This is a genomic window from Mesorhizobium sp. B2-6-1 (assembly GCF_006440475.1).
GTDB lineage: Bacteria > Pseudomonadota > Alphaproteobacteria > Rhizobiales > Rhizobiaceae > Mesorhizobium.
Genome location: NZ_VFUH01000008.1, coordinates 119,507 through 137,505, shown reverse-complemented (window position 1 = coordinate 137,505; position 17,999 = coordinate 119,507). Strand labels below are relative to the sequence as shown.

Annotated in this window: 19 protein-coding genes; 15 read left to right on the top strand and 4 right to left on the bottom strand. The window is 62.4% G+C overall.

Translation table 11 applies throughout. The annotated features are described in order from the left end of the window. The first annotated feature begins 130 nt into the window (after positions 1-130). From FJ443_RS17995 to FJ443_RS17960, 8 genes are all read left to right on the top strand, one after another. The gene (locus FJ443_RS17995; protein ID WP_015317533.1) at positions 131-352 is read left to right on the top strand and encodes a twin-arginine translocase TatA/TatE family subunit; all 222 of its coding nucleotides are present in this window, start codon (positions 131-133) and stop codon (positions 350-352) included. 86 nt (positions 353-438) lie between these two features. Next, positions 439-1,173 carry a Sec-independent protein translocase protein TatB gene (gene tatB / locus FJ443_RS17990; RefSeq protein WP_140665128.1) on the top strand — a complete coding sequence of 245 codons (735 nt, stop codon included), beginning with the start codon at positions 439-441 and terminating at the stop codon, positions 1,171-1,173. Beyond that, positions 1,170-2,033, top strand: a complete 864-nt coding sequence (gene tatC / locus FJ443_RS17985) for a twin-arginine translocase subunit TatC (RefSeq protein ID WP_140495766.1) — start codon at positions 1,170-1,172, stop codon at positions 2,031-2,033. The genes tatB and tatC overlap by 4 nt, the downstream gene beginning before the upstream one ends. A gap of 375 nt (positions 2,034-2,408) precedes the next feature. Then, the gene (serS, locus tag FJ443_RS17980; RefSeq protein ID WP_140495767.1) at positions 2,409-3,713 is read left to right on the top strand and encodes a serine--tRNA ligase; all 1,305 of its coding nucleotides are present in this window, start codon (positions 2,409-2,411) and stop codon (positions 3,711-3,713) included. Further along, positions 3,713-4,471, top strand: a complete 759-nt coding sequence (gene surE / locus FJ443_RS17975) for a 5'/3'-nucleotidase SurE (protein ID WP_140517122.1) — start codon at positions 3,713-3,715, stop codon at positions 4,469-4,471. The genes serS and surE overlap by 1 nt, the downstream gene beginning before the upstream one ends. Then, positions 4,468-5,121: a protein-L-isoaspartate(D-aspartate) O-methyltransferase gene (locus FJ443_RS17970; protein ID WP_140495769.1), complete on the top strand. Its 654-nt coding sequence runs from the start codon at positions 4,468-4,470 to the stop codon at positions 5,119-5,121. Before surE ends, FJ443_RS17970 begins: the two co-directional genes overlap by 4 nt. Positions 5,122-5,298: 177 nt before the next feature. After that, entirely contained in the window at positions 5,299-6,828 is a 1,530-nt protein-coding gene (locus FJ443_RS17965; protein ID WP_140665125.1) for a LysM peptidoglycan-binding domain-containing M23 family metallopeptidase, read from the top strand. A 436-nt stretch (positions 6,829-7,264) separates the two neighbouring features. Then, positions 7,265-7,570, top strand: a complete 306-nt coding sequence (locus FJ443_RS17960) for a hypothetical protein (RefSeq protein WP_140521031.1) — start codon at positions 7,265-7,267, stop codon at positions 7,568-7,570. Between the two features lie 84 nt (positions 7,571-7,654). On the opposite strand, the gene FJ443_RS17955 is transcribed toward FJ443_RS17960, so the two are convergent. Continuing rightward, positions 7,655-8,530, bottom strand: coding sequence for an ATP-binding protein (locus tag FJ443_RS17955; RefSeq protein WP_140561514.1), 876 nt, complete (start codon positions 8,528-8,530; stop codon positions 7,655-7,657). Positions 8,531-8,817: 287 nt separating this feature from the next. Here FJ443_RS17955 and yajC point away from each other — a divergent pair, with 287 nt between their 5' ends. The 7 genes from yajC (at position 8,818) to FJ443_RS17920 (ending at position 15,644) form a co-directional block, all read left to right on the top strand. After that, positions 8,818-9,156 carry a preprotein translocase subunit YajC gene (gene yajC, locus FJ443_RS17950; protein ID WP_140495773.1) on the top strand — a complete coding sequence of 113 codons (339 nt, stop codon included), beginning with the start codon at positions 8,818-8,820 and terminating at the stop codon, positions 9,154-9,156. Between the two features lie 52 nt (positions 9,157-9,208). Next, positions 9,209-10,276, top strand: a complete 1,068-nt coding sequence (locus tag FJ443_RS17945; protein WP_140521029.1) for a hypothetical protein — start codon at positions 9,209-9,211, stop codon at positions 10,274-10,276. A gap of 89 nt (positions 10,277-10,365) precedes the next feature. Then, the gene (gene secDF, locus FJ443_RS17940) at positions 10,366-12,918 is read left to right on the top strand and encodes a protein translocase subunit SecDF (RefSeq protein ID WP_140495775.1); all 2,553 of its coding nucleotides are present in this window, start codon (positions 10,366-10,368) and stop codon (positions 12,916-12,918) included. Positions 12,919-12,947: 29 nt separating this feature from the next. Then, positions 12,948-13,337 carry an Mth938-like domain-containing protein gene (locus tag FJ443_RS17935; protein WP_140495776.1) on the top strand — a complete coding sequence of 130 codons (390 nt, stop codon included), beginning with the start codon at positions 12,948-12,950 and terminating at the stop codon, positions 13,335-13,337. Between the two features lie 25 nt (positions 13,338-13,362). Further along, complete coding sequence (locus FJ443_RS17930) at positions 13,363-14,178, top strand: phytoene/squalene synthase family protein (protein WP_140495880.1); 816 nt, start codon at positions 13,363-13,365, stop codon at positions 14,176-14,178. A gap of 81 nt (positions 14,179-14,259) precedes the next feature. Next, on the top strand, positions 14,260-14,694 hold the full coding sequence (locus tag FJ443_RS17925) for a type II secretion system protein (protein ID WP_140517113.1): 435 nt from the start codon (positions 14,260-14,262) through the stop codon (positions 14,692-14,694). Further along, a complete protein-coding gene (locus FJ443_RS17920) occupies positions 14,694-15,644 on the top strand; it encodes a sterol desaturase family protein (RefSeq protein WP_181175106.1) in 951 nt (316 codons plus the stop codon). Before FJ443_RS17925 ends, FJ443_RS17920 begins: the two co-directional genes overlap by 1 nt. A gap of 44 nt (positions 15,645-15,688) precedes the next feature. On the opposite strand, the gene FJ443_RS17915 is transcribed toward FJ443_RS17920, so the two are convergent. From FJ443_RS17915 to trmFO, 3 genes are all read right to left on the bottom strand, one after another. Beyond that, the gene (locus FJ443_RS17915; protein ID WP_348640086.1) at positions 15,689-15,988 is read right to left on the bottom strand and encodes a type II toxin-antitoxin system RelE/ParE family toxin; all 300 of its coding nucleotides are present in this window, start codon (positions 15,986-15,988) and stop codon (positions 15,689-15,691) included. Continuing rightward, positions 15,972-16,262, bottom strand: a complete 291-nt coding sequence (locus tag FJ443_RS17910; RefSeq protein WP_140495779.1) for a type II toxin-antitoxin system ParD family antitoxin — start codon at positions 16,260-16,262, stop codon at positions 15,972-15,974. Before FJ443_RS17910 ends, FJ443_RS17915 begins: the two co-directional genes overlap by 17 nt. Before the next feature lie 64 nt (positions 16,263-16,326). Beyond that, entirely contained in the window at positions 16,327-17,736 is a 1,410-nt protein-coding gene (trmFO, locus tag FJ443_RS17905; RefSeq protein ID WP_140495780.1) for a methylenetetrahydrofolate--tRNA-(uracil(54)-C(5))-methyltransferase (FADH(2)-oxidizing) TrmFO, read from the bottom strand. Positions 17,737-17,999 lie beyond the last annotated feature (263 nt).

The window sequence follows — 17,999 nt, the reverse complement described above, 5'->3', positions numbered from 1 at the left end:
GTAGCGGACCGCATCGCCGAAAATGCGTGACATCCGACACCCTTTCATAAACTCTGTCGCGGTTGTGTTTGAATCCCAACGCGAAAACGCATAGATCATCGCCAGGGAAACCATTCGAGAGAGAGTTGCTATGGGTTCATTTTCGATTTGGCACTGGATGATCGTGCTGGTCATCGTGCTTCTGGTGTTCGGCCGCGGCAAGATACCCGAGCTGATGGGCGACATGGCCAAGGGTATCAAGAGCTTCAAGAAGGGCATGGCCGACGACGACGTTGCCGACGACAAGCGTACCGTCGAACATCGCGCCGACGAAACCGTTTCGGCAGCGAAGGAAAAGGCCAGCAAGAGCTGAGCCAAGGGTTGTTGCTTTTGTGTGTGTCGTTGTCCCAGAACCGCTTCGCACTTTTGGGCGGCATGCATTAGTCGGAACGGATAGCCATGTTTGAAGTCGGCTGGACCGAAATGCTGGTGATCGCGATCGTTATGATCGTGGTCGTCGGGCCGAAGGATTTGCCCAACATGCTGCGCACCTTCGGCCGCACGACGGCGAAGCTGCGTGCCATGGCGGCCGATTTCCAGAAGCAGTTCAACGAGGCGCTAAAGGAAGCGGAGCTCGACGACGTCAAGAAGTCGGTCGACGAGCTAAGGGGGCTCAGCCCGGTTGCCGAGATCAGGAAACAGCTCAATCCGTTCGAGCAGGCGGCCGCCGATGTGCGTTCCGGCGTCGACGCGGCGATGAAGCCGAAGCCGGCCGTCGATACGGCAGCGCCCGCCGGCTCGGTATCGCAGGCGGCCGAACCGTTGAAGAACGGCGCGACCACCATGCCGGGGGCCAATGAACCCGATACCGCGCCGGCCGCGCCGATCTTCCCGGTCATGACCGATGAATCGGTAGTGGCGTCCTCAGCGCCGACAGAGCTGACGCCAAAGGCACCCGCGGCAGGGAAAGCGGCCAAGCCCGCCAAGGCTTCGGCGAACGGCGCGAAAGCTTCCACGCCTGCGAAAGCGGCGACCGCCAAACCCGCGCCAGCACCCAAAGCGCCGGCGAAGCCCGTGGCGGCGTCAAAGGATGCCAAACCGGCAGCAGCCAAGGCGGCGACGACCAAGGCCGAGGCGAAACCGGCTCCAGCGAAGAAGCCAGTGGCCAAAAAGACGGCGGGAGCCGCCAAGTGAGCGTTTCGGACAAGGAAAAGGACGAGATCGAGAAATCCTCGGCGCCGCTGATGGAGCATCTCATCGAGTTGCGCCGCCGGCTGATCTGGTCGCTCGGCGGCTTCTTCGCCGCGTTCCTGGTCTGCTTCTTCTTCGCCAAGAAGCTGTTCAACCTACTTGTCGTGCCATTCAAATGGGCGACGCAATGGGCGGGACTCGACCCGCACAAGGTCGAGCTGATCTATACCGCGCCGCAGGAATTCTTCTTCACGCAGGTCAAGCTCGCCATGTTCGGCGGCATGGTGATCGCCTTTCCGCTGATCGCCACGCAGATCTACAAGTTCATCGCGCCCGGCCTCTACAAGAACGAACGCAACGCCTTCCTGCCGTTCCTGATCGCGTCGCCAATCCTGTTCCTGATGGGCGCCTCGCTGGTCTATTTCTTCTTCACGCCGATGGTGATGTGGTTTTTCCTCGCCATGCAGCAATCGGGCACCAACGACCAGGTGCAGATTTCGCTGCTGCCGAAGGTGTCGGAATATCTCAGCCTGATCATGACGCTGATCTTCTCCTTCGGCCTGGTATTCCAACTGCCGGTGGTGACCAGCCTGATGACGCGCGTCGGCATGCTGTCATCCAAGGCGCTGGCCGAGAAGCGCAAATGGGCGATCGTCATCGCCTTCGTCGTCGCGGCGGTGCTGACGCCGCCCGACCCGATGAGCCAGATCGGCCTCGCCATCCCGACCATCCTGCTCTACGAGGTCGCCATCTGGTCGGCGCGGATGATCGAACGCAGCCAGGAGCGCGAGCGCCTGGCGCGGGAGAAGCAGCAATCCGAGGAAGAGGTGGCGGAAAAGCCGGCAGACGCATCCTCCACATAGGGCAGGCGCGTCGCCCCTGCGGGCTGCCGGCCTCGGAATCGGTGCGCGGCCCGGTGCCGATAGGAATTTTTTCTTGACTTGGTGCCCGCCGCTATGGTACATATTCGGTTATGGTGCTGATTTGCGCCAACGACCCGACGCCGAGGCGGGTTTTTTATTTCTGGACTGTCGCGCTATCCCTCACCACTCGAAAGCGGGCTCGCGGCCCCTGCCGTCAGCAAGCCCGATCTTGCATCGATCAGAGATGCGGTTTACCCCCTCTGGCCTGAAACGCATCGCGAAACCGACGATGCGTTTCAGGCTATATTCTTGAGCATATCGTAGCGCAAACCGCCGCGCGCTTTGGCGGCAAGCTACCGCAGGAGCTTTCAGACCATGCTTGACATCAAATGGATTCGCGACAACCCGAAGGCCCTTGTCGAGGCGCTGGTCAAGCGCTCGTGGTCGGTCGAGGAAGCGCAGTCCACCGTCGATGACCTGATCGCCAGGGACGAGGCGCGGCGCGAACATGTTACCGAGCTGCAGACCAAGCAGGAACGCCGCAACGCCGCCTCGAAAGAGATCGGCAATGCCATGCGTTCGGGCGATGCCGCCCTTGCCGAAAAACTGAAAGCCGAAGTCGGTGAGATAAAAACCTTCATCCAGAACGGCGAGGCGCGCGAGCGCGAGCTCGACAAGGCGCTGAACGACGCGCTGGCGGTGCTGCCCAATGTGCCGCTCGACGATGTGCCGGTCGGCAAGGACGAGCACGACAACGTGGTCAAGCATATCGTCGGCAAGGTGCCGACCCGCCCGAACTGGGTGAAGGAGCATTTCGAGATCGGCGAAGCGCTCGGCATGATGGATTTCGAGCGTGCGGCAAAGCTGTCGGGCTCGCGCTTCACCGTGCTGAAGAGCGGGCTGGCGCGGATGGAACGCGCGATCGGCCAGTTCATGCTCGACCTGCACACGACCGAGCATGGCTATGAGGAAGTCATCCCGCCGCTGATGGTCAAGGACGATGTTCTTTTCGGCACCAACCAGCTGCCGAAGTTCGAGGAGGATCTGTTCTTCACGCCGCATGGAGATGGCAGGCTTGGCCTGATCCCCACCGCCGAAGTGCCGCTCACCAACCTCGTGCGCGAGGAGATCACCGCCCATGAGAAACTGCCGCTGCGCTACACCGCGCTGACGCCGTGCTTCCGCTCGGAGGCCGGCTCGGCAGGGCGCGACACGCGCGGCATGCTGCGCCAGCACCAGTTCTACAAGGTCGAGCTGGTGTCGATCACCGATCAGGAGTCCTCGCTCGCCGAGCATGAGCGGATGACCGAGTGTGCCGAGGAAGTGCTGAAGCGGCTCGAATTGCCGTTCCGCACCATGGTGCTGTGCACCGGGGACATGGGTTTTGGCGCGCGAAAAACCTATGACATCGAGGTGTGGCTGCCCGGCCAGAACGCCTATCGCGAAATCTCGTCCTGCTCTGTCTGCGGCGATTTCCAGGCCAGGCGCATGGAAGCCCGCTACAAGGACAAGGACGGCAAGGGCAACCGCTTCGTCCATACGCTGAACGGCTCAGGCACGGCTGTCGGGCGCGCACTTATCGCCGTCATCGAAAACTACCAGAACGAGGATGGCAGCGTAACCATTCCTGAAGTGCTGCGGCCTTACATGGGCGGGCTGGAAAAGATCGAATCGAAATAATGCGTATTCTCCTGACCAATGACGACGGCATTCATGCCGAGGGCCTGGCGTCGCTCGAGCGCGTCGCGCGCACATTGTCCGACGATGTCTGGGTGGTGGCGCCGGAGCAGGACCAGTCCGGCTATGCGCACTCGCTGTCGATCTCGGAGCCGCTGCGGCTGAGGAAAATCGGCGAGAAGCACTTTGCCGTGCGCGGCACGCCGACCGACTGCGTCATCATGGGCGTGAAGAAGATCCTGCCCGGCGCGCCCGACCTGATCCTGTCGGGCATCAATTCCGGCGCCAACATCGCTGACGACGTCACCTATTCGGGAACCGTCGCCGGCGCGATGGAGGGCGCGTTGCTCGGCATACGCTCGATCGCGCTCAGCCAGGGCTACAGCACTGTCGGCGAGGACCGCGTCGTTCCCTACGAGACCACCGAGGCGCTGGCGCCGGCGCTGCTCAAGAAACTCGTCGCGACGCCGCTGCCGGACGGCGTGCTGCTCAACGTCAATTTTCCGAACTGCCTGCCTGAAGAGGTCGCCGGCACGGTGGTCACCTCGCAGGGCAAGCTCGTACACAGCCTGTGGGTCGAGGAACGCCGCGACGGGCGCGGGCTGCCGTACTACTGGCTGCGCTTCGGCCGCGAGCCGGTCGAGGGCAAGCAAGGCACCGACCTTTTTGCCCTGCGCAATCGCCTGGTATCGGTGACGCCGTTGCAGCTCGACCTCACAGCGCATGAGATACGTGACCAGCTGAGCAAGGCCCTTGCATGAACCTGCCAATCGATGACCGAGAAGGATTTGCCGCCTTCCTGCTGCGCCTGCGCGGCAGGGGGACCGTGCCGAAAGCGCTGATCGCGGCTTTCGAGGCGACGCCGCGGCGCGGCTTCCTGGCCGCCCAGTTCCATTCCATCGCCTGGTCGGACCGCATGCTGCCGATCGAATGCGGCGAAGCGATCGAGGGCGCGGACATGCAGGCGGCGGTGATCGCCGCACTCGCCATCGAAGTCGGGAATCGCGTGCTCGAGATCGGTACCGGCTCCGGTTATACGGCAGCGGTGATGTCGCGCCTGTCAGGCCGGGTTGTCACCATCGACCGCTACAAGACGCTGGTCGAACAGGCGCGGCAGCGCTTCGAGGCGCTCGGCATCGGCAACGTCATCGCGCGCCAGGTGGATGGTTCCTCCGGTTTGGCCGCAGAAGGCCCGTTCGACCGGATCGTCGCCTGGGCCGCCTTCGACAGCCTGCCGCGTTTCCTGCTCGACCAGTTGTCGAGCGGCGGCATCGTGATCGCGCCGATCGGACCGGAGGAGGGCGAGCAGGTGCTGGCCAAGCTCACCAAGGTCGGCAGCCGTTTCGAGCGCGAGGATATCGGCCTCGTGCGCCTGCAGCCGGTATTGCGCAGCCTGGCGGCCGTTATCTAGGGATTGTCCATGTCAGCCGGCCTGCAACGGCGGCTGCGCGTGCCTCTATATGGGCAGTCTGGGCGGCCTCAAATATTTTAAGAAATTTTGCGTCTGATTCTAAGGGGTTAACCGACCAGTAACATTAACGCGCTTTAATCCTGTCCAGTTGGTGCAGAGTTTGTGCGGGTTAGTGCGATGCAACTCAGTGTTTTGAAGGCAAACAGTCGCAATTTGGCGCGGGGCTGCGCTGTTCTCATGATCGCGGGTGCCGCGGCTGGGTGCAGCTCGCAAGTGTCGCGGTTCAACGGCGTCGACGACGTCTTCACCTCCTCGACAAACAATCAGCGCGCCATCATCAACAAGCAGGATGCCGTGCAGCAGCCCTATCCGGGGGATGTCGCGGCCGCGCCGCTCGATGGCAGCCACACGCAGTCGGTCAGCCGCTCCAGCCTCGAACCGGTGTCGACGCGGCCGCTGCCGCCACCGGTCGCCCAGGCGCAGCCCGCTCCCGCGCTGGCACCCGCCGCCAATCCGGTGCGTGTTGCATCGGCGCCCGCTCTGGTGCGCCCGGCACCGCATGTCGACCGGACGGCGACCGGCACGGTTGCTCCCGCGGCCAAGCCCTTCAAGGATGCCCAGCCCGACGCCAAGGCAGCCGGCACGGCGCATGCCACCGAAATCGTCGTCAGGGACGGTGAAACGATCTCCGGGCTGGCGCAGCACTACAAGGTGCCGGCCGACGTGATCATGAAGGTCAACGCGCTGAGCGCGACCAAGGGGCTGAAGACCGGCCAGAAGATCATCATTCCGGCCTACGCCTATTCCAGCAAGGCCGAGCCCAGGGTTGCCGACGCCAAGCCAGCCAACGGCAAGCGCGACTTGCCGGCCACCGCGCCGGAAAAGGTCGCCGTGCTGCCGCAGCAGCCGAAGCTCAAGGAGGGCAAGCCGGCCGCGCAGGTCGATGCTTCGGCCGCGGCGAACAAGCCCAAGGACAACAAGCCCGCGCCGCAAATTGCCGCCGCCGCGCCCAAGGCCGGCGCCGGTGCCTATACGGTGCAGTCGGGCGATACGCTTTCCTCGATCGCCAGGAAGACCGGTGTCGGCGTTGTCGCCATCAAGCAGGCAAACGGCATGCAGGACGGCTTGCTGAAGATCGGCCAGACGCTGAAGGTGCCGGCCGGCGGAACGGCCACGGTGGCCGCCGCAAAGCCTGCGGCGGTAGACCCGGTGACGACAGCCACGACGCAGCCGACGGCCAAGACGACGCCGTCGCAAACGCTGGCTTCCTACACGCCGCCGAAGAAAGACGCCAAGGTCATCCAGCAGGCCGAGGATGACGACGCTGTGGCGCCGGACGCCACCGGCATAGGCAAGATGCGCTGGCCGGTGCGCGGCCGCGTCATTTCCGGCTTCGGTTCCGGCAAGGACGGCGTCGACATCGCCGTGCCGGCAGGCACGCCGGTCAAGGCGGCCGAGAATGGCGTCGTCATCTATGCCGGCGACGGCCTCAAGGAATTCGGCAATACGGTGCTGGTGCGGCACGAGAATGGCCTGGTCACCGTCTACGGTCACGCCAGCTCGATCGAGGTCCAGCGCGGCCAGAAGGTCAAGCGCGGCCAGGAGATCGCGCTGTCGGGCATGAGCGGCACGACGGACTCGCCGAAGCTGCATTTCGAAGTGCGCAAGAACTCGGCCCCGGTCGATCCCTCCGGCTATCTCGAATAGTCGGGGCTATTTCGAATAGAATAAAAAAAGCGATTTGCGGGCCGCCTGACCTCCAGTCCGGCCCGCCGGCTCAGCCCGCCCCGCAAGGAGCGGGCTTTTTCAGTTGGTTGCTGGATGCACGTCGTTGTTTTCATGCATGTCTAACCAGGATCAAATTTTGAGTGACATGCTGAACCAAAGAGCAGCCCTCAACCGCGCTAATGGCGCGGGGACACATCACGCCAAATAGCTTTTGGGAGTCTAGACGTTTGCCATTGGCGGGCGCCTGAGCAGCGCCCGGAACCGTCGTGCGCACCACGTCTCCGGTGCCGCAGTCGCTCCCTTGGCGGGGATCGGCGCAAGAGCCGTATTGCGACTCGCGTTATCGAAAATGGTTTATCTGCATTTTAACTAATGTAGAGGAAAGTCATTCTCGACGCTCTGCAAGGAGAGTGGAATGATTGAATCTGTCGAAGAGGATGAACTTCCGTCCGCCAGCCCAACGCATCGCTGGCAATCGCATGTACGAGCAACTGCTTTAATCGTTGCGCCGGTCATTTCGATCGCAAGTGCCGCTTTGGCCGGCTATTTCTCCTATGCGGTGATCAATACCAAGCCGCCCACAGACATGTCCGAGCTGGCCATTTCCATCCTGAAATCAGGTGATGCTTCACCAGAAATGCAGGCCTGGGCGACCGATACACTCGGGATACAAACCGATATTCCCATGGTTCTGGGAAGCATAAAGCCTGTGCGGGAATGAACACGATATAGAAACCGGCGTCCCCGGACGGGTCGGCCACGAAACTTTTGTGGCCGGCTCCTGCCGTCACTCGGTGAGCCGCGCCTAATCCTTCAACGGCTTGCCGAGCCGGCCTGCGAGGTCCTGCGTGAACTGCCAGGCGACGCGGCCCGAGCGGCTGCCGCGTGTCGTCGCCCATTCCAGCGCCTCGGCGCGCAACTGCCCGGGGTCGATGTCGAGCCCATGATGGCTGGCGTAGCCGTTGACCATTTCGAGATATTCGTCCTGCGAACATTTGTGGAAGCCGAGCCACAAGCCGAAGCGATCGGAGAGCGAAACCTTCTCCTCGACCGCCTCGGACGGATTGATGGCGGTGGAGCGCTCATTGTCGATCATGTCTCGCGGCAGAAGATGGCGGCGGTTCGACGTGGCGTAGAAAATGACATTGGCCGGGCGGCCTTCGACGCCGCCTTCGAGTGCTGCCTTCAACGATTTGTAGGAGGTATCGTCATGGTCGAAGGAGAGGTCGTCGCAAAACAGGATGAAGCGGTAAGGCGCGGCTTTCAGCAGCGTCATCAGCTTCGGCAGCGTATCGATGTCCTCGCGATGGATCTCTATCAGCTTGAGCGGGCGGTCGAGTTTCGGCGAGGCGTTGATTGCGGCATGCACGGCCTTGACCAGCGACGATTTGCCCATGCCGCGCGCGCCCCACAAAAGCACGTTGTTGGCGGCATAGCCGGAGGCGAAGCGTTCTGTGTTGTCGACGAGGATGTCGCGCACACGGTCGACGCCGCGGATCAGGCCGATGTCGACGCGGTTCACCTTGCGCACCGGCTCCAGGTAACCCGGATCCGCCTGCCAGACGAAGCAATCGGCTCCGCCAAGGTCGGTTTCGGGCACAGGCGGCGGGGCGAGGCGGCTGACCGCCTCGATCAGGCGGTCGAGTTTCTGGTTCAATGCGTCGATGCTGGTATCGGTCATCTCAGGTCTTTTGCTCTGGTTCCGCGAGGGAAGGTGTGGCCGGGTTCGATCCCGACGGTTTCGAAACTCGCTGCAACCGTTTGTTACAGCGCGATCTTTTGCGAAAACCCGCTCGCGCTTTTCGCGGTCATGCTCTAACACGGGTGAACAGGCCGGAAAAGCAGCCGATTTGCCCGGCCACGCAGTTGCATTGGCAACTTTACCGACTATATTCCGGCCAAATTTCGCGGGGCTGCCAAATCCACTGAACCGTTTGGCGGCTGTTTTCAAAATTCAGGAGTACCTCGATGTTCGTGACACCGGCATATGCCCAAGGCATTGGGGCTTCTCCCGACATGTTCATCAGCATTTTGCCGTTCGTCCTGATCTTCGTGATCATGTATTTTCTCATCATCCGGCCGCAGCGCACGCAGCTGAAGAAGCGCGGCGAGATGCTGGCGGCCGTGCGCCGCGGCGACACGGTCGTCACCGGCGGCGGCTTCGTCGGCAAGGTGACCAAGGTGATCGACGACCATGAGCTCGAGATCGACCTCGGTGGCGGCACGAAGGTGACGGCGTTGCGCTCGACGATCGCCGACGTGCGCGTCAAGGGCGAGCCGGTAGCGAACCAGAACGCCAAGAAATAACCAAATTCCAGGCGGAGCGATCCGCGGACGGGGCCCTGACAAGCGACGGCATATGTCTCATTTTTGGCGCCTGAAGATGATGCTGACGTGGCTTGCCGTAGCCACGATGACCGTCTTCGACACGTCCAACCTTTTCGCCGCCAGTCCGCATGCCATGCGGCCCGAGCGGCCTGCCGACAGTCCGGCAGTCGTTCGAGCAGGGCAAGACGGTTCGCATCTCCTGCTCCATCTGGTGGTGGCGGATGTGATCGACGGCCGGCTGAAGATTGCGCGTGGCGATGTCCGGGCGCTTCTGATGGAGGCCAGGATCGGCTACACGGGGCTTGCTGTGTCGGGCAGGACCTTGCAGGTGCGCATCACGAATCCGGCTCAGCTTGAGGCGGCAAAGACAGCGCTCAAGACGGTAACGGATGTTGCCCCGGACAGCCGCGTTCAGGAAATGACGCTGGATTCCAAAGCCGGCTTGCTCAAATTCACGCTGACGGATGCGGGTTTGAAGTATCAGACCTCTAACGCGATTTCTCAGTCGATTAAGGTCATCAAAAATCGTCTCCAAGATCTGCGTGTCGCCGGCACGGTGGCCCAACCAGCGGACCAAGACGGCATACTTGTTCAGACGTCAGACATCGCCGATCGGCAAACGCTGGAAAAAATTCTCACCCGGCCTGGTCGCCTGAGCTTCCATTTGGTTGACCTTTCGATGCCGGTGAACGATGCGATCAGCGGTTCCCCGCCTGTTGGCTCGCTGGTGGTGTATACGCAGGACGATCCGCCGGTTCCTTACCTGGTCGAGAATCGGGTCATCCTCTCGGATAAGGACGTGCTCGACGCCCGCCCAACTTACAGTGGGCAGCAAAATGACGAACCGGTTGTCGTGTTCCGGTTTGGCGCCAAAGGCGCGGCACGGTTCAAACAGGTTACAACGCAAAATGTGGGCAAGCCATTGGCTGTGATCCTGGATGACCACGTGATTTCAGCACCTGTCATTCGCGAGCCCATCGATGGTGGTTACGGTCAAGTCTCGGGCAATTTCACGGTCCGGGAAGCCAACACCATCGCCATGCTGTTGCGAACCGGCCCATTGCCGGCAAGATTGACAATCGCTGAAGAAGCACGATAGGGCCGGCCGTGCTCAGAATGAGAAACGGGCCCGCGAACCGAACCGATGGCGGAATGCTGCCGCTTGTACGCCTGAACGGATAAGAACTGATGCTTTATTTCTCGCGCTTCAAGATGATCCTGATCTGGCTGGCCGTGGCCGCCACAGTGGTCCTCGCCGCGCCCAATCTCATTCCCGCAAGCACGCTGGCGCAGCTTCCGAGCTGGGTGCCCAAGCGGCAGATGACGCTCGGCCTCGACCTGCAGGGCGGCTCGCACATCCTGCTCCAGATGGATCAGAACGATCTGGTCAAGGCGCAGCTGGAGACGACGCGTGACGAGATCAGGACGCTGCTGCGCGAGGCCAAGATCGGCTATACCGGCCTGGCGGGCACGGGCAGGACCGTACAGGTCCGCATACAGGACCCGAACCAGCTCGATGCGGCCAAGACGGCACTGAAGCCGCTGACCGATCCGGTCGCCGCAAGCCTGTTCACCGGCGGGTCCGTCCAGGAGATGGCGCTGGATGATTCCGAGCCCGGCCTGCTCAAATTCACCGTCACCGACGCCGGCATAAAATATCGCACCTCGGCTGCGTTGGCACAGTCGATCGAAGTCGTCGAACGCCGCGTCAATGAACTCGGCACCACCGAACCGATCGTGCAGCGGCAGGGCGATGACCGCATCCTGGTGCAGGTGCCCGGTTTGCAGGACCCGCAAAGGCTGAAGGAAATCATCGGCCAGACCGCCAAGCTGACCTTCCAGATGGTGGACCAGTCTATGCCGGTGCAGGATGCGCTGAAGGGCCGTCCGCCGGCCGGTTCATCGATCCTCTATTCGCAGGACGATCCGCCGGTTCCCTACCTGATCGAAAACCGCGTCATCGTTTCCGGCGAAGACCTCTCCAAAGCGACCGCAACCTACAACTCGCAGACCAACGAGCCGGTGGTTTCCTTCACCTTCAACTCGCGCGGCGCGACACGGTTCGGGCAGGCGACATCGCAGAATGTCGGCAAGCTGTTCGCCATCATCCTCGACAACCAGGTGATTTCGGCGCCGCAGATCCGCGAGCCGATCCTGGGCGGCAGCGGCCAGATCTCAGGCAATTTCACGGCCGAGAGCGCCAATGACCTCGCGGTCCTGCTGCGCGCAGGCGCGCTGCCGGCAAAGCTGACCGTGATCGAGGAGCGCACGGTGGGTCCGGGCCTCGGCCAGGATTCGATCCATGCCGGCAAGGTCGCCGGCATCATCGGCTCTATCCTTGTCGTCGCCTTCATGTTCGTCGCCTACGGCTTCCTCGGCTTCCTCGCCAACATCGCGCTGGCGGTGCACGTGGCGATGATCGTCGGACTGCTATCGCTGCTTGGCGCGACACTGACCTTGCCAGGCATTGCCGGTATCGTGCTGACCATCGGCATGGCCGTCGATTCCAACGTGCTGATTTATGAGCGCATCCGCGAGGAGCGGCGCGCCGGACGCTCGGTGATCCAGGCGATCGACACCGGCTTCTCGAAGGCGCTGGCGACGATCGTCGATTCCAACGTCACCTCGCTGATCGCGACCGTGGTGCTGTTCTATCTCGGAACGGGGCCGGTGAAGGGCTTTGCCATCACCTACGCCATCGGCATCCTGACCACGGTGTTCACCGCCTTCACCTTTACCCGGCTGCTGGTGTCCATTTGGCTGCGCCGCGCGCGCCCGAAGGAATTGCCGCGGGCGCCGGTAACCTTCATTCCGCCCGGCACGAAGATCCCGTTCATGGGCATCCGCCGCTGGACCTTCGCGCTGTCGAGCCTGCTGTCGGTCCTGTCGGTGGTGCTGTTCATGACCGTCGACATCAATTACGGCATCGATTTCAAGGGCGGATCGCTGATCGAGGTGAAGTCCAAGAGCGGCAATGCCGATCTTGCCGACATCAGAGCCAGGCTCTCGGAACTGAATATCGGCGAAGTGCAGGTGCAGCAGTTCGGCGAGCCGAATGACGTGCTGATCCGTGTCGGCACGCAGGACGGCGGCGAGAATGCCGAGCAGACCGTCATCGACAAGGTTCGTGGCGAGTTGCAGGACAATTACGATTTCCGCCGCGTCGAGGTGGTGGGACCGACCGTGTCAGGAGAACTGGCCAAGCAAGGCACGATCGCCATGCTGGTCGCGCTGGTGGGTATCCTGATCTATGTCTGGTTCCGCTTCGAATGGCAGTTCGCGGTCGGCGCCATCGTGGCGACGGTCCATGACGTGGTCATGACCATAGGCTTCTTCGTTATAACCGGGCTGGAGTTCAACCAATCGTCGCTGGCGGCGATCCTGACCATCATCGGCTACTCGCTGAACGACACGATCGTGGTCTATGACCGCGTTCGCGAGGATCTCAGGAAATACAAGAAGATGCCGCTGCCGCAGCTCCTCAACAACGCCATCAACGAGACGCTGTCGCGAACGACGCTGACCTCGGTGACGACGATCCTGGCGCTCCTGGCACTGGTGCTGTTCGGCGGCGAGGTGATCCGCTCGTTCACGATGGCAATGCTGTTCGGCGTCATCTTCGGCACCTATTCGTCGATCTTCATCGCCGCGCCGCTGCTGATCCTATTCAAGCTGCGGCCGCAGGCCACGAGTTCGGACGAGGAAAAGCCGGTCGGCGGCGGCAAGGCGGTCGCGACCTGACGCGCGACCCGAAGGGCGGATCGGCAGGGATGGCCAAAGGTATCGTCATCCGCGAGGCGCATTTCCCCGGCCGCGCCCCTATCGAGGCGTATGGCAATGGCGGCTTCCGCTTCGCCGACATGTCGCATCGCGGTTCGCTTCTGTGCCTGCCGTCGGGTATCCATGGCTGGGAGCCGGCGGACCCATCTGCGCTGACGGTGGCGGATTTCGAACGGCTGCTGGCCCAGGCCGAGAAGATCGAAATCCTGCTGGTCGGCACGGGCAAGGATTTACGACCCTTGCCGGCGGGGCTTCGCGCCGCCTTGAAGACCGCGGGCATAGCCGCCGACCCGATGGCGACCGGTGCAGCGGTGCGGACATATAATGTCCTGCTCGCAGAGGATCGCGCGGTAGCCGCCGCGCTGATCGCCGTTGACTGACGTGGACCAAAAGGGCGAAATCGTCATGGGCGCCGTGCGCGCCGCCGACCATGACCGCTATCTCAGCGCGCTCTACGCGCCGACGGACAAGCGCGAAGCGCTGTTTTCGCTCTACGCCTTCAATGCCGAAATCGCGGGCATTCGGGATCGCATCCGCGAGGCCTTGCCGGGCGAGGTGCGGTTGCAATGGTGGCGCGATGTCATCGCAGCCGAAGGGTCCGAGACGGGCCATCCGATCGCGGATGTGCTGAAGGCCACGATTTCCAGGTACGGCCTGCCGAAACAGGCATTCGAGAATATGCTCGAGGCCCGGATCTTCGACCTCTATGACGACCCGATGCCGTCGCGAACCGATCTCGAAGGCTATTGCGGCGAAACGGCAGCCGCGCTTATTCAACTGGCGGCAATGGTGCTGGATCCAGGAGTGGCGCCACGTTTCGCCGAACTGGCCGGTAGGGCCGGTTGCGCGCAGGCGATTACGGGACTGTTGCTCCTGCTGCCGCTGCACCGCAGTCGCGGACAGTGTTTTGTTCCGGCCGATATCCTGGCCGCGGCGGGTTCGTCTCCGGAGGAATTCGTCACCGACGATGGTGGACCAGGTGCGCAGCGCGCCGTCGCCGCCATGATCGCGCTGGCGCGGGAGCATCTCTCGGTCTTCGAGAAAGGCGCATCGGATTTGCCGGCTTCACTGCGCCCGGCCTTTCTGCCGCTGGTCCTGTCGCGAGCCTACCTGACGAAAATGGAACGCGGTTCGCCGCTCGACGGCACGGTGCGACTCTCGACCATGCGCCGCCACTGGCTCATGCTGCGTCGCGCCATGGTGGGCTGGCCAGCAGTTTGACGTAAACGTCAATTGTGTTAAGGGATCGCTCAACCGGAACTGTTGCCAAGACAACAGGCCGGCTGGAGGAGATGCCTGTCCATGAGCCTGCCCGTGCTGGTCGTGATCGTCGTATTCGGCATCGCGTTGTCGGTCGCCGCCGTTCATTTCACCGGCGGCAGCCGCAAGGCCAGGCTGGCCGATGCAGAGCAGGCGCGAGAGCGTTTTGCCGAGGATTTTCCGGATGAACCGGCGGCCGCCATCCACCTCACATCCGATGGCCGAACCGCGTTCCTGGAACTCGGGCGAGGGCGCCTTGGCATCGTCCATGCCATTGGAGATCGTTTCCTGACGCGGATCGTCACGCCGCGCGATGTATTGGCACGCAGCGAAGATGATGTCGGCACGATTGTGCTGCGCCTTGCCGATTTCACCTGGAAAGGCGGTCACTTCACCTTCGCTAACGCTGCCGACGCGCACGCTGTGCTAAGAGTTCTTCAGCCGCAGCATCCTAGTTCGACCAAGGAGGCCGCGTGATGGGCGATTACAATTTCCCGCAGGTTACCCAGCTCGCCATCCCGTTCTTCGTTGCCGCCATCCTGATCGAGCTGTGGCTGGTGCGCACCGGCCGGGCCAAGGGCTCGTTCGAGACGCACGACACGCTGACCAGCCTGATGATGGGCACCGGCAATGTCGTCGCCGGGCTGCTGCTCGGCGTCGTCTCCTACTGGGCGCTGCTGTGGCTCTGGCAGTTCCGTTTCTTCAACCTCGGCCTGTCGATCTGGGTGTTCCTGACGGCCTTCCTGCTCGATGATTTGCGCTACTACATCTACCACCGCATCGCGCATCGGGTGCGCTGGGTGTGGGCCGAGCACGTCAACCACCATTCCAGCCAGCACTACAATCTATCGACGGCACTCAGGCAGAGCTGGACGGGCCTGTTCACCTTCATGTTCGTGCTGCAGGCGCCGCTGGTGCTGCTCGGCTTCCATCCGGCGGTGATTGCCTTCACCTTCGGCTTCAACCTTATCTGGCAGTTCTGGATCCACACCGAGACGATCGGCAAGATGTGGGGCTGGTTCGAATTCGTCTTCAACACGCCCTCGCACCACCGCGTCCACCACGCCACCAATCCGCGCTACCTTGACGCCAACTACGCCGGCACGTTGATCATCTGGGACCGCATGTTCGGCACCTTCGTCGAGGAGTTGGAAGAGGACCGCCCGCGCTACGGAATCGTGAAAAATCTTGGCACCTTCAATCCGCTGAAAGTGGCTTTCCACGAATGGATCGGCATGTTCAGGGATGCCTTCGCACCTGATCTGACCCTGAGCGACCGCCTGAACTACCTGATCAAGCCACCCGGCTGGAGCCATGACGGCTCGCGCGAAACCTCCGAGAGCCTGAAAGCAGCCTATGTCAGGCGAAATCCGGGTGAGGCCGGGAAGCCCGGGCTGCGACCGGCGCGTGCCGAGCCGGCCGAGTAGTTATTTCGGGCCAATCTAGGAAGGGCCCGATCCGCCATCTCGCATCAATGTCTCGTAGTCGCGGCCGCCGTAAAAGATGTTGACGATGCGAATATGTCGCTCTCGATTAGATAGGCTATGACGGCGGAGTGCTCGAACGGAACGGTTCGCAGTCCCGGCACGATGTCGTCGCGCAGGCGACCGCCACGAGGTGCGTTGCCGATGTTTTGACAACGGTCTTCAATTCGAAGCACGAATCTCAGCGCCGCGTTGGGGCTTCCGCCCGACTCAACTATGTATCTGAAAATGTTGGTAAGATCGTCTCTGGCACTTTCGCGATACTCGACCTCAAGCCGCCGAATCATCAATGCGGCTCGAATATTGCTCAGCGAATTTCTTAAGCTGGTCGCGAACCTCTTTTCCGGAAAGGTTCGGCCTTGTGTCGTCAATCGAAGATTTTACCCGCGCCCGGATCGACGCCATGCGCTCGGCATGCTCTTCCTCTTCGCGCTGGAAAGCGCGGAGCGCGGCGCGAATGACTTCGCTTGCCGAGCCGAAGGAACCGTCCTCGACTTTTTCGCGGATCATGCGCGCCATGGCCGGCGTGACGGTGACGGACAGTTTCTCGGCTGTTTCCATGCAATGACTCCCACTAGGCGAGTGGGATAGTATCCTACTTCCGCGGCAAGGCCAGTCAGTAAGGCTATTCCGCCGCTTGAGCTTGCGCCGGCAGTCCCAGCCATCGCCGGCAATCACCCAGCGCACGCGACGTAATCGCATGCCGCTTGGCGACCGTCTTGTCCTTGCCGCGCAGGCGTTTGCCTTCGATCTTCACCGCCTCGACAGGCGGGAACAGGCCGAAATTGACGTTCATCGGCTGGAAAGAGCGCTTTCCCGGCTCGTCGTCTGAAACGATGTGTCCGCCGGTGATGTGGTTGAGCAGCGCTCCGAACGCCGTGGTGAGTGGCGGCAGCGACGGCGCGTGGCCGAGCCGCTCGGCAGCGGCGAAGCGGCCGGCGAGCAGGCCGATGGCGGCGCTTTCAACATAGCCTTCGCAACCGGTGATCTGGCCGGCGAAACGCAGGCCCGGGCGCGACTTCAGCTGCAGCGAGGCGTCGAGCAAGGTCGGCGAGTTGATGTAGGTGTTGCGATGCAGGCCGCCGAGGCGGGCGAATTCGGCGTTCTCCAGACCAGGAATCGTGCGGAAAATGCGCACCTGCTCGGCATGCTTCAATTTGGTCTGAAAGCCGACCATGTTGTAGAGCGTGCCCAGCGCATTGTCCTGCCGCAGTTGCACGACGGCGTAGGCCTTGACGGTTGGATTGTGCGCATTGGTGAGGCCCATCGGCTTCATCGGCCCGTAGCGCAGCGTCTCGACGCCACGCTCGGCCATGATCTCGATCGGCAGGCAGCCGTCGAAATAGGGCGTGCCTTCCCATTGCTTGAATTCTGTTTTCTGGCCCTCCACCAGTGCCTGCACGAAGGCAAGATACTGGTCCTTGTCCAAGGGACAGTTGATGTAGTCCTTGCCGGTGCCGCCGGGCCCGACCTTGTCGTAGCGCGACTGGAACCAGCAGGTGTCCATGTCGATCGTGTCGAAATGAATGATCGGCGCGATCGCGTCGAAGAAGGCGAGCGCATCGGCGCCCGTCGCTTCGGCAATCGACTGTGCGAGCGAGGGTGCGGTCAGCGGGCCGGTGGCGATGATGGCCTGGTCCCATTCGACCGGCGGCAAGCCGGGTACTTCCTCGCGCTGGATGGAGATCAGCGGATGGGCCTCGATCCTGGCCGTCACCGCGTCGGAAAATCCGTCGCGGTCCACGGCCAGCGCCCCGCCGGCCGGCACCTGGTTGGCGTCGCCGGCGCTCATGATCAGCGAGCCGGCCAGCCGCATTTCGGCATGCAAAAGACCGACGGCGTTGTTCTCGGCGTCGTCGGAGCGGAAAGAATTGGAGCAAACGAGTTCGGCCAAGCCGTCGGTCTTGTGCGCCTCTGTGCCGCGAACGGGCCGCATTTCGTGCAGCACAACGGGAACGCCGGCTTGGGCTGCCTGCCATGCTGCTTCGGATCCGGCGAGGCCACCGCCGATGATGTGAATAGGTTTTTTGCTCATGAGCGCCGGAATAATCGCTTGGCGGGACGATTGCAATTGCCGCACCTGGAACATGCCGCGGCGGCGAAGGCGAAGGCTGCCCTGAAAACAACAACACCCGCCGGGGGAGGAGGTCCGGCGGGTGTCGTTTTGGGGGTCGACCCTCGGGAGGAGGTGAAGGCCGACCGTATTCGTCATCGCCGGGGAGGAGGTCGGCTTTGACGAAATTCCTTTCGCCGTTTGAAAAGGGGCGAAGCCTCTGGAGCAAAATTCGTTTTGCTCCG